Raw genomic sequence first — 21270 nt, forward strand, 5'->3', positions numbered from 1 at the left:
GGGTCAGAGTACATTTTTTTATTCTGTTTCTATGGCATCGCCAGTCTTACCCTCTAGGTATTGGCTGATTGCTTCTGACAGTCCTGAATAGCGCTTATCTACTCGTTGAACCATGTGGCTAAATGTTGTGTCGTCAGAAATAATCAAACAACCATTTTTAGCGCGGGTTAAGCCGGTATAGACTAGGCCTCGATGAAATAGGTTTGCGGCTTTCTCTCTATCAGGTCTCGGCAATATAAGCACAACGTGGTTGAATTCAGAGCCCTGAGATTTATGAATGGTCATAGCATACACAGTTTCAAATTGCGGCACTCTTGATAGCGATATGCTGCGTAGTCCTTGCTTTTGGTTTAGATCCCCATCGGCGCTCTTGTCCGCATTCAATCCCTCTTTTACCTCTGTTCCTTGGGAGTCTTGATAGAACCAAGCATATAGTTTTCCATTGCTATCAGGCCAGATTACGCCGACTTCACCATTAGACAGTCTTTGTGGATGATGATTCTTTACAATCATTATGGGTTGGCCTTGATAGAAGTGCCCTTCCCGCCTTTTAATCTTGTGCTTAATGGCGTCGAATACCAAGCTATTTAGTCCTTCAACCCCCATTGCACCTCTGCGAATAGGTGTAAGCCACCTTACAAAATTTAGGCGATTAAGTGCTTCTTCAGCACTGTTGGCATCAAAAATAGGTAAAAAGCTTTCTTTGGCTAATTGATGTAAATCACTGCCGCTAACTTGGTATTCTGGCAATAAATGAACGCCAGATTGTAGGCGTGACATATTATTTGAAGCCAGGCTCGCGGTTTTGCTACTTTCATTGCCCTTTTCGGCGATGGCGGCAAGTGCGCCAGGCGTATCACCTTGCTGTATGGCCGTTGCAACTTTTGCAACTTGTCCTTTAAAACGCTGCGGTGCCTGCAGCGTTGCCACGTAGCTTTTTGCTCTTTCATTAACAGGTAGCATAGGAAGATGTGGGCACAGTGCGGCGATATGCTGACGCATTAACGATGATGCGGCTCCCAATGAAAGTGGGTCGTTATGACTGTGTGAGCTATTTTCACGACTAGACATTGCATTCTCTTCTGCGACAGAGCTTGTAGTCTCACTGACAAGCTGCTCTAGTACGTTACCTAGCTCGACGGCAGGAAGTTGTTCGGCATCACCGATAAAATATAGTCGAGCATGACTTGGCAACGCACGTACAATGCGTGTCATTAACGCTAAGTCGACCATACTAGCCTCATCAACAATAAGTACGTCTGCAGCCAACTGATTATGCTGATTGTACTTAGTCGACACATTGTGTTCGCGAAGCCCTAGTAACCTATGCAGCGTAACGGCATCTGTAGGCACATTATCCAGTGCTGTATCGTTAACCTTGCCGCGAAGCCCGTCAATGCTGTTTATGATAGATTCGGTCATACGCTGTTGCGCCTTACCTGTTGGGGCCGCTAGCACAATTTTCAAATTTTCATCACATGCTTGTAGCGCTAACAATAAACGCAGTACGGTATAGGTTTTACCTGTGCCAGGGCCACCGTTTATGACACAGAAGCGCTGCATCAAACTCTTCGCTACCGCAATTTGCTGCCAATCTTGTTGATCTGTCGCTTGAGTAGGAAATATAGCGGGCCAAAGTTGCTTTACTTTTTCGCTAGCTTCATCTGTTAACGGCGTAAATGCCGTTCGCTTCACAATGTTTCGAGCCACCTCTTGTTCAAACTCATAATAGCGACGGCTGTAAAGCTTACCGTTGTCGTAAACGAATAACTGAGCTACTTGCTTGTTAACCAAGGCACCTTTCACAATTTTGAGTAGAGGCGTAAGTTGTGGCAGGTCAATACCTGTTTTAGGTGCTTTTTCCTGTTCTATTTGTTCTACAAGCGCCTTAGGGACGTCAACCGACGAGCTATCGTCTTGATTTCGCATTTCAGCAGCCGAGGGCGCCTCTTGTTCCGCTAATACTTCTTTAAAAAGCGTGGTACCTGCTATTTCTTTAAGATAGACACAGCTATGACCATTGCGCTGCATGTAGGACAGGTACGCCAATAGCCCAGCCCAAATAGACTGTTCTTCTTGTGAAAGTTCATCAATAAAGCCGAATTCTTTTGCGACAAACTTGTCGATAGCCTCGATGCCAAATAAGTTATCAAAAAATGACGATACAGAATGTTGATTGTTATCCATTGTTTCCCTTTGCTTCACTTTTTTGGCGTTTACTACTCGTCATCGAAACTAAACTGCTGCTGACCCGAAGATTGTTGACCCAAATTCTGCTGAGCATTACTGGTATTCTTCGAACCACTATCTTGTCGGGCACCGTTTTTGCTCGCAAATATCCCGTCTAATTGGTTGAGTACAGACAATGGAATATCTGTATAAAACACACCTTCTCCGCTCTCGTTTTCAGGGTGCATGCCGCGTAAATACAAGTAGTACACCCCACCAAAGTGAATTTCTGGGTCGTAATTTGGCAGCGTATTTTTCAAATAGCGGTGTAGCGCCAAGCAATAAATTAAGTACTGAAGGTCATAAAGGTGATGCTGGTTGTTGTGAAACAGCGCAGTTGGCGTATAGCTATCGAGCGTATCGCCAAGCCAGGTTGATTTGTAGTCTGTAACGAAAAACTGCCCGTCATGTTCAAAAATTAAGTCAATAAATCCGTGCATCATTCCCTGTAATTTTGCTGTGATTAATTGAGGCGCTGTTTCGACCTCGCCACCAATAAGATCTGACACGTTTTGTCGATGGGTAGCCAGTACTTCACGAAGCTGAGTCCATTGTGTATCGTTCATTGGAAAGTAGAACTCTGCTTCACGTAGGGTTTGCGCTAACGGCAAATCGCTCATGCTTAACTTCATATTGGGATACAGCGGCGTTTGCAGAGCTTCTTCCAGCCACTCATAAAGTAGCGGCGTACGCTTTTCGTCTAACCCAAAACGGTTAACGAGTTCTGCTCCGACTTCTTCCCATTCAGGCGCACTAAAGTCACTGTGCTCAAGGATATCGTGAAGTAGATTACCTGCACTCGCACCTTTCTCAAGAGTAAAACGAAGATCACTTTTACTCACCGTACTCGCTATATCTTGAAGCGAGTGGGCATCTGCATCTATTGGTCCCAACTCGTCAACCAGCGTGTCGCTTGCATATACTTCTTCATCTCGAATAGTTTGAAGTACGGGCACACTAGGGAGCGACTGACCTAAGGGCTCGGCTACTGTGCCTGATTCTACGCTTTGGCTCGCACTAACCGTCGTTAACCGGCTCATAGCTGAGAATGAATAAAGCCGCCACTCTTCGCTTGCCGTACCGGTAAATTGCAACGCAGTAAGCTGTGGTAAAACCTCTTCTTGCTCAAAACCAGAATAGACTTCCTCAAACTCATCGCCGTTGATATGGCTGGCATGGGACGCATCTTCTTCAGCAACGCGACTTAACACACTCGACCAATCGTTGTTGCTGCCATCGCCACCTACGCCAAGGGCCCTTGCTAACGCACTTCTTTCATTGTTAGTTAGCAGTACAACACCCATATAGCAGCGGTGCGCAGCCCGGGTCACTGCAACATAGGTAAGACGCATGTCTTCCGCTTCGCTCTCACGTTGAACACGTGCAATAGCCTGTGAAGTCTGCCCAAGCTGCATCTGTAAGTCTTGTTTTTGCTCGTCGTAGTAGGTAAATATTTGAGACGTTGCTTTACCATTTTTAGAAGCGTCTTTATAGCCTGTGGCATAAGGTACAAATACGATAGGATACTCAAGTCCCTTTGAACCGTGCTGCGTAATTAAACGAATAAGCTGACTATCACTTTCAAGGCGTAGAGTGAGTTCTTCGTCGCTCTCTGGTTTGTGAATTTGTTTATTCAACCAATCAAGAAGTTGCTCAGGACGCTGATGAGTGGTGCTGGCTTTTTCCAGCACTTCAGCTAGATGCTGATAGTTTGTTAGTGCCCGCTCTACGCTGTCGGAATGAGGTTGATAGCTGTCTTGCATTAAGTGCAGCAGCACGCTCATACAGCCTTTTTGTAGCCACATATCGCGCAATGACAATACTTTGTCGATAGCGGCATCCCACTGAGTATCGTCTTCATGATACAGCAGTTCGATAAGTGTCTGTGCGCTATAACCCCAAAGCGGTGATGCCAGACTGGACGCCACTTTACTGGTATCATTTGCATGCCAAATACCGTTAAGCAGCCTAAGTACATCTTTCGCTTCGGCACTCGCAAATAAGTTACTGCGATCGCTTAAATAAACGCAAGCTAACCCTTTTTTCTGTAATACATTTTTGACCGTGCCGGCTTCGGTTCTGTCTTTTACCAAGATAGCAATATCCTGGGGTTTCACAGAAATATTACCGACAGCCGTTTCAAAATGAGCCTCATTTAACAAGCGATAAATCTCTTGCGCAATCCACTGGGCCATTTTTCGTCGCATAATATTGGTGTTTTCTTTCTCTTCTAAACACATGCTAACGTAGTTCATTGCGCTGCGCTGCTTGGCTGGGTCCACCAGTGGTGTTTTAGCCGCAGCAGCTTTAGGCGTAAATTCAACAGGGTTGTATTTGATATCAAAGCCAAACACATCAGTTGGTTTACCTGATACCACTGGCGCTCCGTAAAACAATCGGTTGTAGGCTCTAACCATACCTTCAACTGAGCGCCAGTTAGTATTCATCACCCAGCGGTAATCTGCCTGCCTACCCGCTTTCAAGTAGGTGAAGATGTCGCCCCCCCGAAAGCGATAAATAGCCTGCTTCGGGTCGCCTATCATCAGCAGCGCATTTTCGTTAGCTTGAGCTAAGTTAGGGTAAACCGCGTCTAAAATAGCGTACTGCTTAGCATCGGTATCCTGAAACTCATCGATTAGCGCGACTGGAAACTTTTTACGAAGCTCAGGCACAAGGGTATTATTTGGCTTTACTACCTCTTCGGCTAACATGCGAATAAGGTCGTCAAAATCAATAACGCCAAGATGCTTTTTCTGCTTCTCCACGCGCTCTTTAATAAATTCTATGGCTTCGATAACTAGATTGAAGACAGGTACTTTACTCAGCGCTTTATCTTTTTCACCAAATGCTTTTTTAAGTGCTCCAGCAAATTCCTTGATAGGCGTTAAAATCTCTTTTACACCCGAAGAGTTCCTAGCATACCTATTCCCTTTAACGAATGCCTCTGCTTCTGGCGGTGGTAGATAATAATTTTGCTCATCTACACACGAACGCAGCCAAGATTTAAGCGCCGCTAACTCCAGCGGCCGTTCTTTTTTATGTGCCGGTGTTTTGATGAGCTGTTCTACTAATAGCGCCTCATTGTCTTCCACACTTTGCAATAATGATTTTACGTAGGCTAAAGACGTTTGCGGTGCTTCGTCTAGCTGCTTTTTAAATGCAGCTTCAATGTCATCTTCACTAAGAACTAATGGGGTCAGAGTACTTTTAATGCTGGCGTTGAATTCACGCAGCAATTTTTCAGGAATATGCCACCCCGACTCTGCCAATAGCCTGAAGTCGTCCTCGCTTTTACCTATTTTCCGAATAAAATCTTCGGCAGCTTCAAGGTATAAGTCGCTGGTGTCATTCCCTAAATTAAGCGACATGGCAAAGCCGCTGTTAAAGGCCAGTTGAGTGATAACATGCTGACAAAAACCGTGGATGGTAAACACCGAGGCTTCATCTAGTTCTAACTGTGCCGCCTTTAAAAGAGCCAAACTCTCGTCAGTATCACAACTATTAAATAAGTGCTGATAAACCGGGTCACAGCTACTATCTATTTCATTGCCGTTGTCTTTGGCATGCTGCCAAAAAAGTAGTGCTTCTCTTAGCGTTGCCGCAATACGCCCTTTTATTTCTTCGGTCGCGGCTTTGGTGAAGGTCATCACCAATATTTCTTTAACGTTGAGCTTTTTTTCAAGCAACAAGCGCAAGTACAAACGCGTAATGTTAAAAGTTTTACCAGTACCCGCACTCGCTTCAATAAGATGGCGCCCTTTTAACGGCATAGCGACTACATCGAGTAACTGCGCTTCAGAACCGCTGTGTTTGTCGGTTTGCAGTTGAGTTTGCTCGTTCATAGGGTTGTCAGAGGATATAGAATTGTAACTCATAGCTTTTCCTCCTGAGACGCATTGTTAACCATGGCAAGCAGTACAAAAGCACTCAAATGCGGCACATCGTTCCAACTCACGCCTTGAGGAAACAGCCAGTTAAGATAAGGGTTGTTTGCCATATCGGCGCTGTATTGCCCGCTACTTTGCTGCCAGTCGGTTAACGCTCGCTGTAGTTCAACTGTGTTAAAGAGTGCGGCGGATTGGTCGACGATTTGTTTCGCTTTTTCGTGTTTTTCACTTGCCGTTTCGCTGGCAGTGTCATTGTCTTTACTCGCGAACGAACACACCTCATCAATTGCATGTTGAACTTGGTCAAGTATCGCCCTATCGGTTTCACTTGTAATATCTGCACTATCTAGTAACGCATGCAAGATATCGTTGAGCATCTCAGGTTTTACACTTTCCACTACAGACTTAGTGTCTGAATTTCTACTTCCGGGCATAAAAGTACCGAACAAACTTAAATGCACTGGAGTTGGCACCGTATAAACCGCCATGTAGAGCTGCTCTATAAACAAAAGTAAATGCACTGCAGTTTTTTGGTCATATGCTGGGAAGCGCTGTTTCTTCAACACCGTTTCGCCCTTCTCCCACGAGCACGAATATATATCTAGCGGATAGTCGCTGTAGCTTGTTGCTTCATCGCTGCTTGAAAATATCAACTGGGAGATGAAAAAACTTAACGCGCGGTGTGCGTCAACCTTGCCTGCACAAAGCTCGACTAACGCGTCACTGCCTAATAGAGCGGCTGTCGTAAACGTAATATATTTACCTTGAAAGTGCGCTTTTTTAGGCTCAGCGTCATGAGGCCCCATGGCCTGACTTAGCGCTAGTGCCCCTTCTTTCCACATCTCGACTTCATCTCTGGCTACAGGATTATTAGGAATATCGCCCCTAAGCGAAGCATAAGTGATCACTTGTTCACTATATGAAAGACTGGTTGAGTCGTGTTCTTCTGACAACTTGCGTTCCGGCGAAGAAAATATAGCGTCGAGCACCTGATAACGCAGTAGCGCATTGGTCTCAAACGGTTCGCTGTTTTCAAGTAGCGTAAACGATTGAGACAAGTTCACGCCGAGCCGTTGGATAGAAAAATGCTCCAGTGGATCTTTAAAAGCGCGCGCAATTTGGCTACTAGATAAACGAAGCGTCTGAGATGAAAGCTTATCTGAAGGCTCTAGCACTGCTGTATTGCCTTCATCAACGAAACCACCATCTGCCTTTTCGGTATGTAGTTTCGTTTGTTGTAGCGCATCAGCAAGCCGTAGCCACCCTGTTTCATAACCTGGTATTTTCCCCGAAAACCCCGCTTCGCTGAAAGGATGTAGCGGCGCATTAATGCTGTATTTTGATAAATCTAGTTCGTAGCTGTTTTTTAACATATCTATGAACTCAGCTAATACCAGACTGGGTTGGCGTTCGCTGTTATTCGCAACGTCGTTGCCTTGGTAACTTAAATATAAACTCTCGCGAGTTGAGATAATGGCTTCAAGAAAAAGATACCTGTCTTCTAATCGCCTTGAACGGTCGCCGACTCTACGGTTAGAGCCTGCCATTAAATCGAGACCTAGAGGGCTTGATTTTCTGGGGAATTCACTGTCGTTTAACCCCAAAATACACACTTTCTTAAACGGTATGCTTCGCATTGGCAGCATAGAACACACTGTAACCTGACCGGTCATAAAGTGGTTTCCGGCATCTGGCGACGAAAATCGATTGAGTAAAAGGTCGCGCACCTGACGAAGGGTGAGTTCGTGTTCATAACCGGCCTCTTCGCATCGAGCGGCAAGATCTGCTGCAACTTTAGCAATAAGATCCCAACTTTGCTGCTGCTCTTTTGTCGGCATAAAACACGCATCGCGAAGTGCAATAATTGCTTTAGACCACTGCGCAGGCGTCCTCGGGGCTGTTAATGCCTGGGCAAACTCTCCAAGTAGCGCCACAATATCAATAAGCTTACCTAAGGTAAGCGCACTTTGGCCTTCTACGTCGGGGATCGTGAGTAAGTCACTAACAATCATTTCACTATCTGGTGCGAGCATACCCATTAGCAAACGGCGAATTCCCCACCACCAGCTGTAAATTTCATCTAGGTTAACACCTTCTGAAACTGCAGTTTTGTGCGCGCTATTTAGCCCCCAATGGATATGTGCTTGTTTTAACCATACCACCATTTGCTCTATGTCATCTTGTGATACTGAAAACCGCTTTTGAACAGAATCTAACTGCAAATAATCCATGATATCCGACACGCCAAAACGACTATCGGGCAACTGTAAAAGTTGCATAAACGCCGCAATCAACGGTTCAGCGTCCATCGGGCTTCTATCAGCTATGGTACAAGGAAGCCTGACTTGGCCAGTGCCGGCTAAGGATTTAGTGCCTACTCGGTGAAATACGGCATCCACAAACGGGGCATAGTTTTCAATAGCCGGACACATCACTAGAATGTCGGAAGGTGTGCGCGTTTTATCTTGAGATAACCAATGTAATAAGTGATCGTGCAACACCTGAACTTCGCGAAGCGCGGAGTGTGTACACATAATGGTTACGCTATCGTCATACTCTCTTAGTTCACTAACAAGTGGTGCAGGTTGAGCGGCAACCAGAATATCTTTGTGAATATAATCAAGTAAACCATGACTAGGCATAACGTCTTCGCTTTCCATTACCTCATTAAAATCTGGAGAATCAAAAGCGCTTATCTCAAAGGTATCGAGTTCAGTAAATAAGTTGAACAACTCTCTGCCTTGCTTACCTAAATTACCCAGTAACGGGTTAGATTGGTCTTCTTCCATCCATTTTTTAAGCCCCTCTAAACGCAGTATCTTTGCTTGTTCGCTACTGCTTTTCGCTTCACCCCAATAATTAATGCTAGGGTTTAAATGAAATATATGAATATCAATGTGCTGAGCCAAGGCATCAAAGAAAGCTATCAGTTGCGGCGCCATAGTATTAATAGCAAAAACGATCACGCGCTTGGGTAAATTACTTGTAGGCTTATTGGGTAAATGGCCAGCATTTAATGCTTCAAGCGTCATTTGATGCAAACGCGCAGGATGTAAAGGCTGATCTTTTACAAGGATGCGCCAGATTTCACTTTGCCACACTTCCATGTCATCGAATACGGCGCGCTCATTCGCTTCCCATTTAAATAACCAGTCAGGACGGTACAGCAAGTACTGCTCGTACACGTCAGCCAGCGCAGTGGCAAGTTGAAGGCGCTGAAGCCCCTGCTCTTGTTCACTGCCAGCATTTTGCCAATACCGATTAACGTGCTCGAAAGCTTCGCCACTCATCAATGAGCTATCTTGAAGAATATTATCGATGCGCCATGTAAGCACTTCACGGCGATAAGGTGACTGCTTAGGTACTTTGTCCTGGCCCAATACCGCACGTGCCGTGTTCCACATAAAGCGTACTGGTAACGGATAGTCTATATTCATTGCCACGCCACGCTCAGACGCCAATTGCATACTTACCCAATGCTGCATACCAGGGCTTTCAACCAAGATAGTTTCAGGTGTAAATACACCTAAGGGTTGCTGGCTCAAAAGCGTGGTGAGAAGAAAACTCAAATGTTCTAATTTATTAGAGGGATATAGCGCAAGCAATCGAAAAATCCTTTGTAGAACGTGCTTTTAAATACTGTACAAAGACTATGCACGCATCGTCGAACTTATAGTTTAAGTGTATCGCATTGGGCCAAGTAGTTAAGTTATTTCTCTAAAATTAGATAAGCAAATGTCTTACTTAAGCAAGAAAATAAACGGAACTCACGTAGAAATAGTAACACTTGGGAAAATGATTGAAGCTATGTGATGAACACGACCTACATTAGAGTATTGAATTTAATAAAAGGGGGAATCGAAAAGAATAATAATGATAACTTTTTTCAGGCGAAAAAAAACCCACACAGACCTCAGGACACGAAAAATCTGTATGGGTAAGGTTTACGGTCTACTCAGTAACAACGTGAATAAGTGTTGCCTGGCACTCATTCACGTTAGCGCTACTAGGCAGCACTGTTAACACTTTATGTTTTGCAGGTTGAGTGCCAACTTTTAAACCCATAAAAATCAATACCTTAAAGGAATTAAAAAAACATGACCAATAAGTCATAGTTTTACGTTGGTGCAAGTGCACCACAAGCAAGCACATAGTAAACATAGCCATTTGCTAATACGGGTTAAAATTTAGCAGTTTCTCCTTAAGCATCATTCAAGTACAATTTGGCCTTTAAAAACGCAATACAATTTTACGGTCAGGAGCAACAATGTTAACCGCCCAACAACTCGCCACCATGCTTTCTCTTCAAGATAAAATGAACGCAAAGGTAAATCCAGACTGGCTAAACGCAGGTTATGGATACTTACGTGCAGCTATGGTTGAGTCGGTTGAAGCTATTGAACATCACGGTTGGAAGTGGTGGAAAGCACAGCAAAAAGACTTACCACAACTTCAAATGGAGTTAGTGGATATTTGGCATTTTGCGCTAAGCGCCTGCATTATCGAATATAAGGGTGATATCTCTGACTCTGCGAAGAGTATTGCTTCTGAATTGGCAAGTGGCAACACCCTAGTTACCTTCGATGGCAAAGACTATGACGCATCAAGTCAATCGCTTCTTGATAACTTAGAGTTGATGACAGGCCTTTGTGCCGCAAAACGTTTTAGCGTTCCACTATTTATGTTCATTGTAAGCCAATGCGAAATGTCTGCTGACGAGCTTTATCGTCAGTACGTAGGCAAAAACGTTCTTAATTTCTTCCGTCAAGACAACGGATACAAAGAAGGAACATACGTTAAAGTGTGGGAAGGTCGTGAAGACAATGAGCACTTGGTAGAGGTGATGGACGCCCTTGATTTAACTAGGCCTGAGTTTAGCGACTTAGTCTATAAAGGCTTACAGGCGCGCTACCCTTCTTAAGCGTGGTCCGGCATCCTGAATTTCATAGAACGATGTTGAAACAACGGAGTTAATGCCGAAATTTCAGCGTCTGTTTAGGTTGACGTTTTTTTGATAATAAAAAGCTCTGTAATAACAGAGCTTTTTAACATATTCCTGACAACGGATTTTAGAAACTTACGCGTCAACCCAAACGAGTTTATCGCTGTAACTACCCTGAATAATGTCAACAAACCGATCTTCTAACACGTGGCGTTTCACCTTAAGCGTAGGTGTAAGTAGGTCGTTTTCAATACTCCATTCGTTTTTCATGACTACAACGCGGTCCATCACTTGATGACTTTCCAGATTGGCGTTGATAGCCTCGAATGTTTTCTTAAGGCTAGCTTCTATACTCGCTTTGTCTTTTTTCTGAGCTTCTTCACTTAATACCAACAGGGCAACTGGCTGTGGTAAGTTTGTTCCGGTCACGCAAACTTGTTCTACAACAGGGTTTTCCATAAATTTAGCTTCGATAGGTGCTGGTGCAACGTATTTTCCCTTCGCCGTTTTAAAGATATCTTTCAAACGGCCTGTAATTTTAACGTACCCATCTGCATCAATGACGCCTTTATCGCCTGTACGTAGATAACCATCTTCAGTAAATACTTCAGCGGTTTTCTCGGGCTCTAGATAATATTCCAACATGTTGCACGGAGACTTCACCTGAATTTCGCCTTCTTCCGATGTTCGGACATCGACGCCTTCGTAGGGCTTACCAATACAACCAATTTTGTCGTGGCGGAAAGGTACGCTCCCTGTGCCGTAAGCACTATTCTCGGTCATTCCCCAACCTTCAGAAATGTAGATACCAATTTTGGCAAACCATTCTATGACTGCTGGCGCAAGTGGGGCTGAACCGCTCGCCCACAAACGTGCATTGCTGATACCTAAGCCATTGCGAATTTTTTTAGCTACGATTTTGTTAAGGATTGGAATTTTCAGTAGCGTATCAAGCTTCTTCTGCGGCATTTTCGCCAAGACGCCCATTTGAAACTTCGTCCACAGACGAGGTACGGAAATAAACAATGTTGGCTGGCAATGACCTACATCGCGCGGAAAAGTCGCTAAGTCTTCAACAAAGTGAATTTTTCCACCGCTGTAGTAGCTCGAAAGTTCTACAAGTACACGCTCTGTAATGTGTGCAAGAGGTAAGTAACTCATAGTGCGATCGTTCTCATTAATACCTAACTGGTCAAGCGAGCGGCGCGCCGCCCAACAAGCGGTATTATAACTGTGCACTACCCCTTTCGGTTGACCCGTACTACCAGACGTGTAGATGATAGTCATCATATCGTTCATGTCAGGCACGGGTAAATCAGTAATGGGCGCAATATCCATAAATGATTTCCATTGCTGTTTGGTAGCAATGTTTGGATATGGGAAAGCAACTGTTAAATATTCTGAAGGAATAGAAGCAACTTGTTCGGCGGTGTTATCTAGCTTCCCTACGAACAAAAGCTGTACGTCAGCGTGTTTTAATACATACTGAACTGTATCTGGCCCGGCAGTTGAGAAAATAGGTACAGACACGTGACCTGCCATCATTATGCCTAAGTCAACGATAAACCATTCCGCACAGTTCTTAGAAAAGATACCAATACGGCTGCCTTGCGGGAAATCGAATTCGCGTAAACGTGCTGCTACCTTTCGGGCTTGCTCGGCAACCTGTTTCCAGGTGTAGTCGTGGAATTCTCCGTTAATAGGCTGCGTAAGAAATACGTCGTTGCCACGGTTTTGTTCCCAGTGGTACAACATACTTAATGGCGATGTTATTACTTCCGTGGTATTTGCGTTTGCTGTCATGTCTAGCGGCATAAGTCACTCATATGTTGTTATAATGTAGCTCATTTTTACAATGATTTCACAGACTTCTAATAAGCCCTATTTTTTAGTGAAAAACAAGCTTTTTAAACAAGCGTTTACATTCTTTGCGATGAATAACAAACATTTAAGACTAAAATTTAGTTTTCTTATAGATGACGCTTTTTAATTTTTATACTTGCACTGGTTGTAAAAGACAAATTTATGCTACGTCCAACTTTTAAATAGCAAAGGTACTATGTCTTCGGCTGGGCAAGGTTTCGCGTAAAAATACCCTTGATGGAAATAACAAGACTTCCCAATTAGTTCATCTACCTGTGCCTTTGTTTCCACTCCTTCGGCGACACAGCTCATATTCAAACTAGTCGCTAGGGCTATGGTAGTGGTCACTAGGGCCTCATTTGCATTACCAGGTGCCATTTCGTTAACAAAGCTCTTGTCTATTTTCAGCACCGACAGCGGGTATCGTTTTAAATAGCTAAGCGATGAATAACCGGTTCCAAAATCATCTAGGGCTAAAACAAACCCTTCGCTTACAAAGCGATTAATCTGTCTCAATGCATTGTCGCTATCATCCATTAACACACCTTCGGTGATCTCGAACCTAAATGCCTCTTTTGGTAAATTAAATTCTTTCAGTAGACCAAGTACACCGCTCAAGTCGAATTCGGTTTTGAAATGTAGCGCCGACAAGTTAATCGACATATATCCATTGAAGCCTTGTTCGTACCATGACGACAAATCTTCAGCTGATCGTCGCATGGCTAGCCGCGTTACTTCGATGATGTATTTCAGTTCCTCTAAGATAGGTATGAATTGATCTGGGAATAACTGCTCGTTGTCTAACTTACACCGCAGCAGTAGCTCAACGCCAATAGTCGTATTGGTTCTCGCATCTATGATTGGCTGGTAATGGTTAAAGAAACAATCATCTGAATACGCGCGCTTTACCTTATTTTCTAGCTGTAGACGTGTTTTTGCACGCTCATTCATGTCACTGGTAAAATACGTAAAACCACTTAGTGCATCTTTTTTAGCGCTATACATGGCAACATCTGCTTGCTTAATAAGCTCGGCGGGTTCAGAGGCATCTTCTGGATAAAAAGCGACACCGATACTGCACGAAACGCGAAGTACTTCTTCGGCCAATGAGATTGGAGTTTCTACCGATTCAATAATTTGTGCGACAAATGGGCTTAAATCATCGTTAGCAGCAACCTCTTCTATAACAATTACAAACTCATCGCCACCTAATCGCGCCACCGTGCCCGACTCTGCCACTAGGTTACGCATCCTATTGGCCACAATGCGTAATAACTTGTCACCATAATCGTGACCAAGAGAATCGTTAATGCCTTTAAATCTGTCTAAGTCTACAAACATGACAGCCAAACGATGTTCATGATGACGAGCTAGCCCAATTGCATGCTCTAATCTATCAAGCAACAAAGTTCTATTTACTAACCCGGTTAAACTGTCGTAAGTCGCAATTTTGAGTAATTTACGCTCTGCATTTTTCTGTTCAGTAATGTCGGAAATTACAATCAGATAATGCTCAGCGTCATTACTTCCGCCACTGACTGCCGTGATATCTATGAGCACGTCGTAACGCTTTCCGTCCGCACCATCAATGCTCGCTTCTTCTTTCCAAAAGTCCCCGCCTTGCAATTCCGGGAGCTTGCCTGATAAGTGTCTATTAAGGTTAGGGTAGCGAAGGTACAGGCGAGCTAGCTGTTTGGGTAGTGGATCTCTGCTATTAAAGCCGAATATTTGTTCGAAGGCAGGATTGGCGGCAACTAAGCGTTTTTCTTTATCAAAAATTAATACCCAGTCTCGGGTTTGTCTAAACGCATCGCTGAACAAGGTAACCTGTTGCTTTGCCTTTTGCAGTCGAAACATATGACGCTGCCGCGAGATTAAATAAGCCGCTAAAAGCGCAACAACTAACGTAGCATATACCGAATAGGCCAGAGGAGAACGTAAAGGAGCGTAAGGCATATAAAGGCTTATTTCAGCAGGCAAAACGTTGAAATCAAAACTACCAGGCGTGGGAGCCACGGAAAATACATAGTCTCCCGGCTCTATATTGGTAAACGTTATCTTAGCATCGTCCGTAATGCCTTCAGTAACAACTCGGTCGCCATTGAGAAGCTTATAATAGTACTTAACTTTACCTATCCCAGACATAGCTAGCGAAGAAAAGTTAATGGTTAAACCATAGTCTTCATAATCTAAATCAAAGTGATGTCCACTCAAATTTTTGAGCGGTTGGTTGAGCACGCGATTATCTACCGAAACTTCAGTTATAGCTGTTTGTTTGCTCAGCAAGCTTGCGCCCATATCAAAACTTTCAAGCTGAGAAGCCGCAAATACAACTGCACCGCTTGTTGATCCGTAAGCAAGTCTACCGTCGTTAAGCTTGAATGAAGCACCTTGATTAAACTCTGATACACTTAACTCGCGACCGTAAATGAAGTTTTTTATTTGCCCGGTCGACGGATCGTACCGGTGAAGGCCTTTGTGTGAGCTAAACCAGATACTGCCAGACTCATCCTTTTGTAGCCCATAAACAACGTTTGATAATAAAATATTGCTGTCGTTTAAGTTATAGAGTGGTTCGAACGTGTCGGCATCAATACCAACCAACCCTACTCCACTGTAAGCAAGCCAAAGTACGCCCATATCGTCAATTACCCAAGATGATATAGAGCGATCGCTTCCTCGCTGTGCTTCTGGAAAGCGATAGACAAGTTCATGCTGCGAAGTTGCGGGATCAATTAGCCACAATCCGCCTTCGGTTGCAAAGAATAACCTATTATTGTGGTACGTAGACTGCCCAATAAAACCAATAGAGAAATTGATATCAAAAACCCGTGGGTCGAGGTTCAGTGGAGAAACTTCTTTTTGATTGATGTCATACTTTAAAAAGCGTTCATAGCCAATAAAGTACAACACTCCATCATTTGATAACATCATACCGGGGGCGTAGGTATCGAAAACCGAGTCTTCCCCGCCTTTTAATACTTCAGGCCGACTCACTTTTTCTGTTTTCGGGTCGAATAATCGAATACCTTCATAAGTGCTTAACAGCAGTTCTCCACTCTGGATAGGTATAATCTTATCTACAGACCCCTTTCCATATATGGCATTGTCGTCGCTAGAAAAAAGAAACTTCTCTGATTTTCCTGTGGTGAAGTCGTAATGATTTAGCCCGTTTGAAGTGCCAATCCATATTTTATTGGGCTTTGTTTCAGCAAAAGTCCACACTACGTGATTCGTTAGCGCGCTTTCACTGGCAGACCGCTCGTTTTGAATTACAAATATGTCAGCGCTTTTTACGCCAAAGTATAGAGCCCCAGCATAGACAGAACTCATCCACAGGTTATCTGATTCGTCTTTCGCTATTGCCGTAATTTTCTTATTAGAAATTTCAGTGAACCCATTATTTGGTTCTAAAATATGCTCATTTTGCCAACCATTGGAAGTCTGAACTAATTGATACAGTCCTTTGTTTGTTCCCATCCAAAACGCATTGTCTTTATGCTGTATCATAGTCCAAACATTTCTGTCAGAAACTACCTGAGAAAACACGCTTTCTTTCTTACTATTTACTTGCGATAAAAACTCGTCTTTCTGCGCTACAAATACACCAAGCACCGTAGAAATCCATACTCTATTTTGGTCGTCTAACAGCAAAAACTTGGCATTTATGTTGTCTTTATTTTGTTGAATATCCCCTAGATAATCTAGGCTGACTAAAGACTGTTGTGTATCGTGAAGATTTTTAACGTAAGCACCTTTGGTTGTTGCAACCAACAAAACGTCGTCGATAGTAATAGCAGCGCGAATACTATGATTATTGTCTAATAGTGCTGCGGGTAGTTTGGCAATGCGGTGTAACTCTTTTGTTTCGGTATCAAATAGCTGCACTTCTTCGTTTAGCGCAATGACTAATTTATTTGGCGTGTACCAGTGAAAAGTCTCAGCGTGTTGGACAATACCTTCAATATCTCGGTAGTAAGTAGGCTGTATTTGAGTCACTGTTTGAGTGGCTAAATCAAGATAGTAGTTTCCCCGCCCGTAAACACTAAACCAAAGTGCCTCTGTGCCTTGCAGCGCAAGTCGATGGACAAATGCATCAGCAAAAGTATTTGATGGCCCAGTTACAAGTTTAGTTTTTACCCCGTCCCACCGCACTAAGCCGCCTTCTGTGGCTATCCATACAAATCCATCTTCGCTTATTACAATGTCATTTACGTTGTCTTGAGGAAGGCCATTTTTTGTTGATAGAGATTGAAATACGGGGTTGGATAGCCGTGGGGAGGCCGCTGCATCTATACAGACAGAAAAAACCAAAAGAAAAAGGTAGAATAAACGCTTCATCACAAATGGATCGCATAATTAAGATTATTTTTATACATATCAGTGTAACAGAATGTTCGAAACATGGGCACATTCGAGGAAAGGTTTTTACGACCCCGTCCAAAAAACTTATAACATTGATATTAAAAGACTAATTAACTTAGTGAATACAACTATACTAACGCAAAAAATACGACCTTTTAGCGATAATTAACCATTAAACAGTCAGTAAGGTTAAAGCGCTTTCCTTACGTATCAATTTTTACAATGAGTGTAGAACATTAATCTTGTTGAACAGGAATTCGCCCAACTGGCACAAGTTGTCGCCTAATACTAGGCTGTGGTGCTAACCTGTATAAGTCGCCATTTTCACCGACATAATGCTTCGTCACTCCGCATGCCTTGGCAATATTTGCGTGCGCTTGCAGGTGCTCGTGTTCACCGTGAACTGGAATAGCAATCTTAGGTTTAACCCAGTGATACATAAGCTTCAGTTCTTCTTCGTAAGGATGGCCGCTAGCATGAATAGGCAAGATGCTATCTTCGCTGTGAATTACAGAAACTCCTTTTGCCAGTAACGCTTTACTCAAGCGCCCTACACTTTCCTCATTTCCGGGAATAACGATAGAGGAAAACAAAACGGTATCGCCCTTTTCCAAGCTTAGATGTGGATGACTGTCGCGTGCTAAACGCGCAAGTGCGGTATTTTTTTCCCCTTGACTCCCTGTTGCTACGGCTAGTACCTCTTTAGGAGGCAAATAGCCTAGGTGTTGGGGGTCGGTTATTGGTAAATCATCGGGCCAAATACCTTGCTGCCTAGCAATGCCATACATATTTAGTAACGAACGTCCGTAAAGCGCCATGTATCGCTTCGTTTTTTTAGCAACCTTGGCTAACGAAATAAGCCTTGCAATGTTACTGGCGAAACACCCCACTACTACCCTACCTTTTAGCGGCGAAATTGTACTAAGCAAGCCGTCATAACAATTTCTCTCTGAGATAGAAAACCCGGGCTTAGGGGCATTGGTAGAATCACCCACCATTGCAAGGATGTTTTCGTTACCTAGCTGCTTATAAAGGTTTGCATCAAAAGGCGCCCCGGTAATAGGGTTAGCATCAATTTTCCAGTCAGCAGTGTGAAGCACAGTACCTGCACGTGTCTCAATTTTTAGTGCAAAAGGCTCGGGTAAGGAGTGAGTAATAGCCAGCCAATTCACACTAAATGGCCCTATTTGTTTGGTGTCGCCCGCGTCTACTTCGACAATAGAAATACGATTGGCAAGTTTGCTACGGGCAAGCTTTCTCCGTAAGACCTCGGCGGTGAATGATGTAGTGTAAATCGGCTTTTGAAATCGCTCCCACAAATAGGGGATCGCGCCGACGTGGTCCTCATGAGCGTGGGTTATAACAATGCCGGCTAGTGAATCTTTTTGCTTCGCTATAAAAGTCGGGTCAGGCGCCACTACTCTATGCGTAGGGCCTGTTGATGAAATACCGGCACTTCGCTCGCTACCAGTTTTGTATCTGGGGACAAGGGGCTCGTCAAATGACACACCGCAATCTACCATCAACCATTGACCATTGTGTCCGTATAAATTTAGGTTCATACCTATTTCGCCTGTCCCACCTAAAGGGACAAACCACAAATCGTCAATGCTTGGGTACAACAAAGCGTTTACTGCCTTTTTTAAAATGTTAGAAATAAACTACGAAAGCTAATACTGGATGTTAAATGAGGCTATTCGTGAAGTTCTGCGTTTAGCTGGTCTATAACCTCAGCCCATGCCGCATCTTCCAAGATAGAATCTTTTAAAAATGCGGACTGGCTTTCATTCCAGTAAGGCGCTTCATGTAGGTGTTGGCTCTTATTCAGTCCTCGATGTGTCTCAAAAAACTCAGCAATTTCTTCATCAGAACTTCCTAGACCTAATTGGCTGAATAAGCTGTTCATTGTGGGTTGTTCGGTAAACATAACGCCTCCATGGGTAATGATAAAAAGAGGCATAGATATAACGAGCGAAGTGCTGCGCACTGCAACCACTCAACTGCCCCTATCTAGTTACTGAATTTTTACCCCAAGTTCCGGGCATAAGATCACACAGCTTTTGAGATCACACATCAAAGGTGCTCAGCGAACTCTTCTGGTGAAATCACCTCACCTTCTTCAGCAGGAACCGGACAAACGATAACCATGAGTTCGTCCTGCGTCATTCCAGGTACCCATTTAGTTAAAAACTCCTGAGTGGTTAGCTCCATCGCTTCACAGTGCTCCCAGTCTTCGGTTGCCCACAAAAGTGCAAGCTCAGCATCTGGCCAGACCGGTACGCCATCTTCTTCGTCTGTGGTTAACATTACACAACCATGTTCATCTTTAAGGATAAACAGTTTCTGCTCAGCTTTAATCGTCGCTAAACTAGATTCCAAGCGTTGAAATGCGTTTTTTTCTAATAAAGGATGTAATTGGGACATAAAACTCTCTTTAATTCTGTCATTTACATACCGTACATTACGGCACGTTTAAAAAAACCATTGGTAGCGTTTAACACGCGGTCGATACGCTCTCTATTATCTCAGCAAGGCCAACGCGTCGTACTTGCTTCATACTGTGTACATATACTTTAAACGATACGTGTTCTAGGGTTTCTATTTTAGTCATTTCAATACTAGCGGGTAATTGACTTTCTACAACAATCGGAAGCACGGCAATTCCCCCTTCTCTTTGTAAGTTATTTAGAGCAAGATTTAATGAATTTGTTCTTAACTTAGCATCGCGAAGTTGAGGATAGGCGGTGAGAAGCCAGTCTCTAGCTTTGGCCCCCCAATCTATTGCTACAAAGTCAGCAGCATTTATAGTATCCGAGACATCCCCAATACGATAAAGCGCTAACTCATGCTCCATTAAAACATGGCTATTCACCTCTTCGGATTTAAGCGGCTCTGTGGAAAAAGTAAGATCTGTAACTCTTTCATGTAACTGGCGAGACAGGGTGTCTAGCGTTAACACCTCAGCCTTTACCGACCAATCAGGAAATGAATTGTGAAGATGGCTTAGCATTTTCGGCAACAGCAATTCACTGGCAAGCTGCGTCGCTCCACATACTACGTATTCAGATGACTGAATTTGCAGTTCTTGCTTTGCTTCGTTTAATGTCGCGCATAACTGCTTGGCGTATGGCAACAGTTTTTCGCCAGATTGAGTAAGCTGAATACTGTTTCGCTGCCTTATAAAAAGCGTAGTATGAAAATATTCTTCAAGTAGCTTTATTCTAGCACTAACGGCAGATTGTGTGAGGTAAAGGTTTTCTGCTGCTTTACCGAAATGACGTGTTTTAGCCACCTCTATAAAGGTGGTTAGAAAGCGTATATCCATGCTTTTAGTACAACCGAATCGAAGTAAAACTAAATTGACACAGATAATACGGCAAGTAAACACAAAAGCACAGAAGCGCACCGCTTAAAGCGGTGCGCTTTATTAAAATTTCACCAACTCGCTGAATTAATGCTCTTCTTGGTACAGGCGACGTTGTTTGTCACGGCGCAGCACGTCACGCTTCTGCTTTTCTTTCACCGTACTGTGGCGTTTTGAATTTAGCTTTTTAGCGTGAATGTTTTCCTCTTCTACCGAGTCCCATTCATCACGCTGGTAACGATAGTCTTTACTCATCGACTTCTCTTGGTAATTAACACACCTTAATTATTATCGTAAGCCGCGAAAGAGAAAATGAATTTTAATCATCGTAGCGACAAGAATTTTTAATTGTATATTCATTAGAATTTCATGGACTTAAAACACTGAAATTTATTACGTTTTTGTTACAGCAAACCGAACGTTCCCTTGCACAAAAAACGACGGAAAATTAATTAAAATTCAATACCTTAGATACTTAAAAAACTACAAGGGAGCTTTTCTAAAACGGTTTGTAATCCAAATAAATATTCGAAATAATTGTTACCGTGCAAACCCTTAAAAAATTTTTATTGATAAGAGAAAAATCTTTTGTTTTATCTTCGTTTTTAATTATTTTAAAA

At 43.4% G+C, this 21270-nt stretch carries 11 protein-coding genes; 1 reads left to right on the forward strand and 10 read right to left on the reverse strand.

What is annotated here, in order from left to right; genetic code table 11:
* Positions 1 to 18: 18 nt before the first annotated feature.
* From recD to recC, 3 genes are read right to left on the reverse strand one after another with little or no spacing between them, the layout of a single operon-like run.
* On the reverse strand, positions 19 to 2187 hold the full coding sequence (gene recD, locus KL866_RS00725; protein ID WP_214992475.1) for an exodeoxyribonuclease V subunit alpha: 2169 nt from the start codon (positions 2185 to 2187) through the stop codon (positions 19 to 21).
* A gap of 32 nt (positions 2188 to 2219) precedes the next feature.
* Positions 2220 to 6104, reverse strand: a complete 3885-nt coding sequence (gene recB, locus KL866_RS00730; RefSeq protein ID WP_214992490.1) for an exodeoxyribonuclease V subunit beta — start codon at positions 6102 to 6104, stop codon at positions 2220 to 2222.
* Positions 6101 to 9721: an exodeoxyribonuclease V subunit gamma gene (gene recC / locus KL866_RS00735; RefSeq protein WP_214992493.1), complete on the reverse strand. Its 3621-nt coding sequence runs from the start codon at positions 9719 to 9721 to the stop codon at positions 6101 to 6103. The genes recB and recC overlap by 4 nt, the downstream gene beginning before the upstream one ends.
* A gap of 662 nt (positions 9722 to 10383) precedes the next feature.
* Between recC and KL866_RS00740 the strand changes: the two genes are divergently transcribed.
* Positions 10384 to 11037: a dUTP diphosphatase gene (locus tag KL866_RS00740; RefSeq protein ID WP_025255543.1), complete on the forward strand. Its 654-nt coding sequence runs from the start codon at positions 10384 to 10386 to the stop codon at positions 11035 to 11037.
* 156 nt (positions 11038 to 11193) lie between these two features.
* On the opposite strand, the gene KL866_RS00745 is transcribed toward KL866_RS00740, so the two are convergent.
* From KL866_RS00745 to KL866_RS00775, 7 genes are all read right to left on the reverse strand, one after another.
* A complete protein-coding gene (locus KL866_RS00745) occupies positions 11194 to 12873 on the reverse strand; it encodes an AMP-binding protein (RefSeq protein WP_025255544.1) in 1680 nt (559 codons plus the stop codon).
* Positions 12874 to 13086: 213 nt separating this feature from the next.
* A complete protein-coding gene (locus tag KL866_RS00750; protein WP_214992512.1) occupies positions 13087 to 17262 on the reverse strand; it encodes an EAL domain-containing protein in 4176 nt (1391 codons plus the stop codon).
* A 260-nt stretch (positions 17263 to 17522) separates the two neighbouring features.
* Positions 17523 to 18911, reverse strand: a complete 1389-nt coding sequence (locus tag KL866_RS00755; RefSeq protein ID WP_214992496.1) for a ribonuclease J — start codon at positions 18909 to 18911, stop codon at positions 17523 to 17525.
* 68 nt (positions 18912 to 18979) lie between these two features.
* Positions 18980 to 19213, reverse strand: a complete 234-nt coding sequence (locus KL866_RS00760) for a DUF2789 domain-containing protein (RefSeq protein WP_025255547.1) — start codon at positions 19211 to 19213, stop codon at positions 18980 to 18982.
* A 146-nt stretch (positions 19214 to 19359) separates the two neighbouring features.
* Positions 19360 to 19710, reverse strand: coding sequence for a DUF2750 domain-containing protein (locus tag KL866_RS00765; RefSeq protein ID WP_025255548.1), 351 nt, complete (start codon positions 19708 to 19710; stop codon positions 19360 to 19362).
* A 70-nt stretch (positions 19711 to 19780) separates the two neighbouring features.
* Positions 19781 to 20611, reverse strand: coding sequence for a LysR family transcriptional regulator (locus KL866_RS00770; RefSeq protein ID WP_025255549.1), 831 nt, complete (start codon positions 20609 to 20611; stop codon positions 19781 to 19783).
* 126 nt (positions 20612 to 20737) lie between these two features.
* Positions 20738 to 20905: a hypothetical protein gene (locus tag KL866_RS00775; RefSeq protein WP_197025457.1), complete on the reverse strand. Its 168-nt coding sequence runs from the start codon at positions 20903 to 20905 to the stop codon at positions 20738 to 20740.
* Between the last annotated feature and the right edge of the window lie 365 nt (positions 20906 to 21270).

This window comes from Alteromonas sp. ALT199, assembly GCF_018619335.1.
Lineage (GTDB): Bacteria > Pseudomonadota > Gammaproteobacteria > Enterobacterales > Alteromonadaceae > Alteromonas.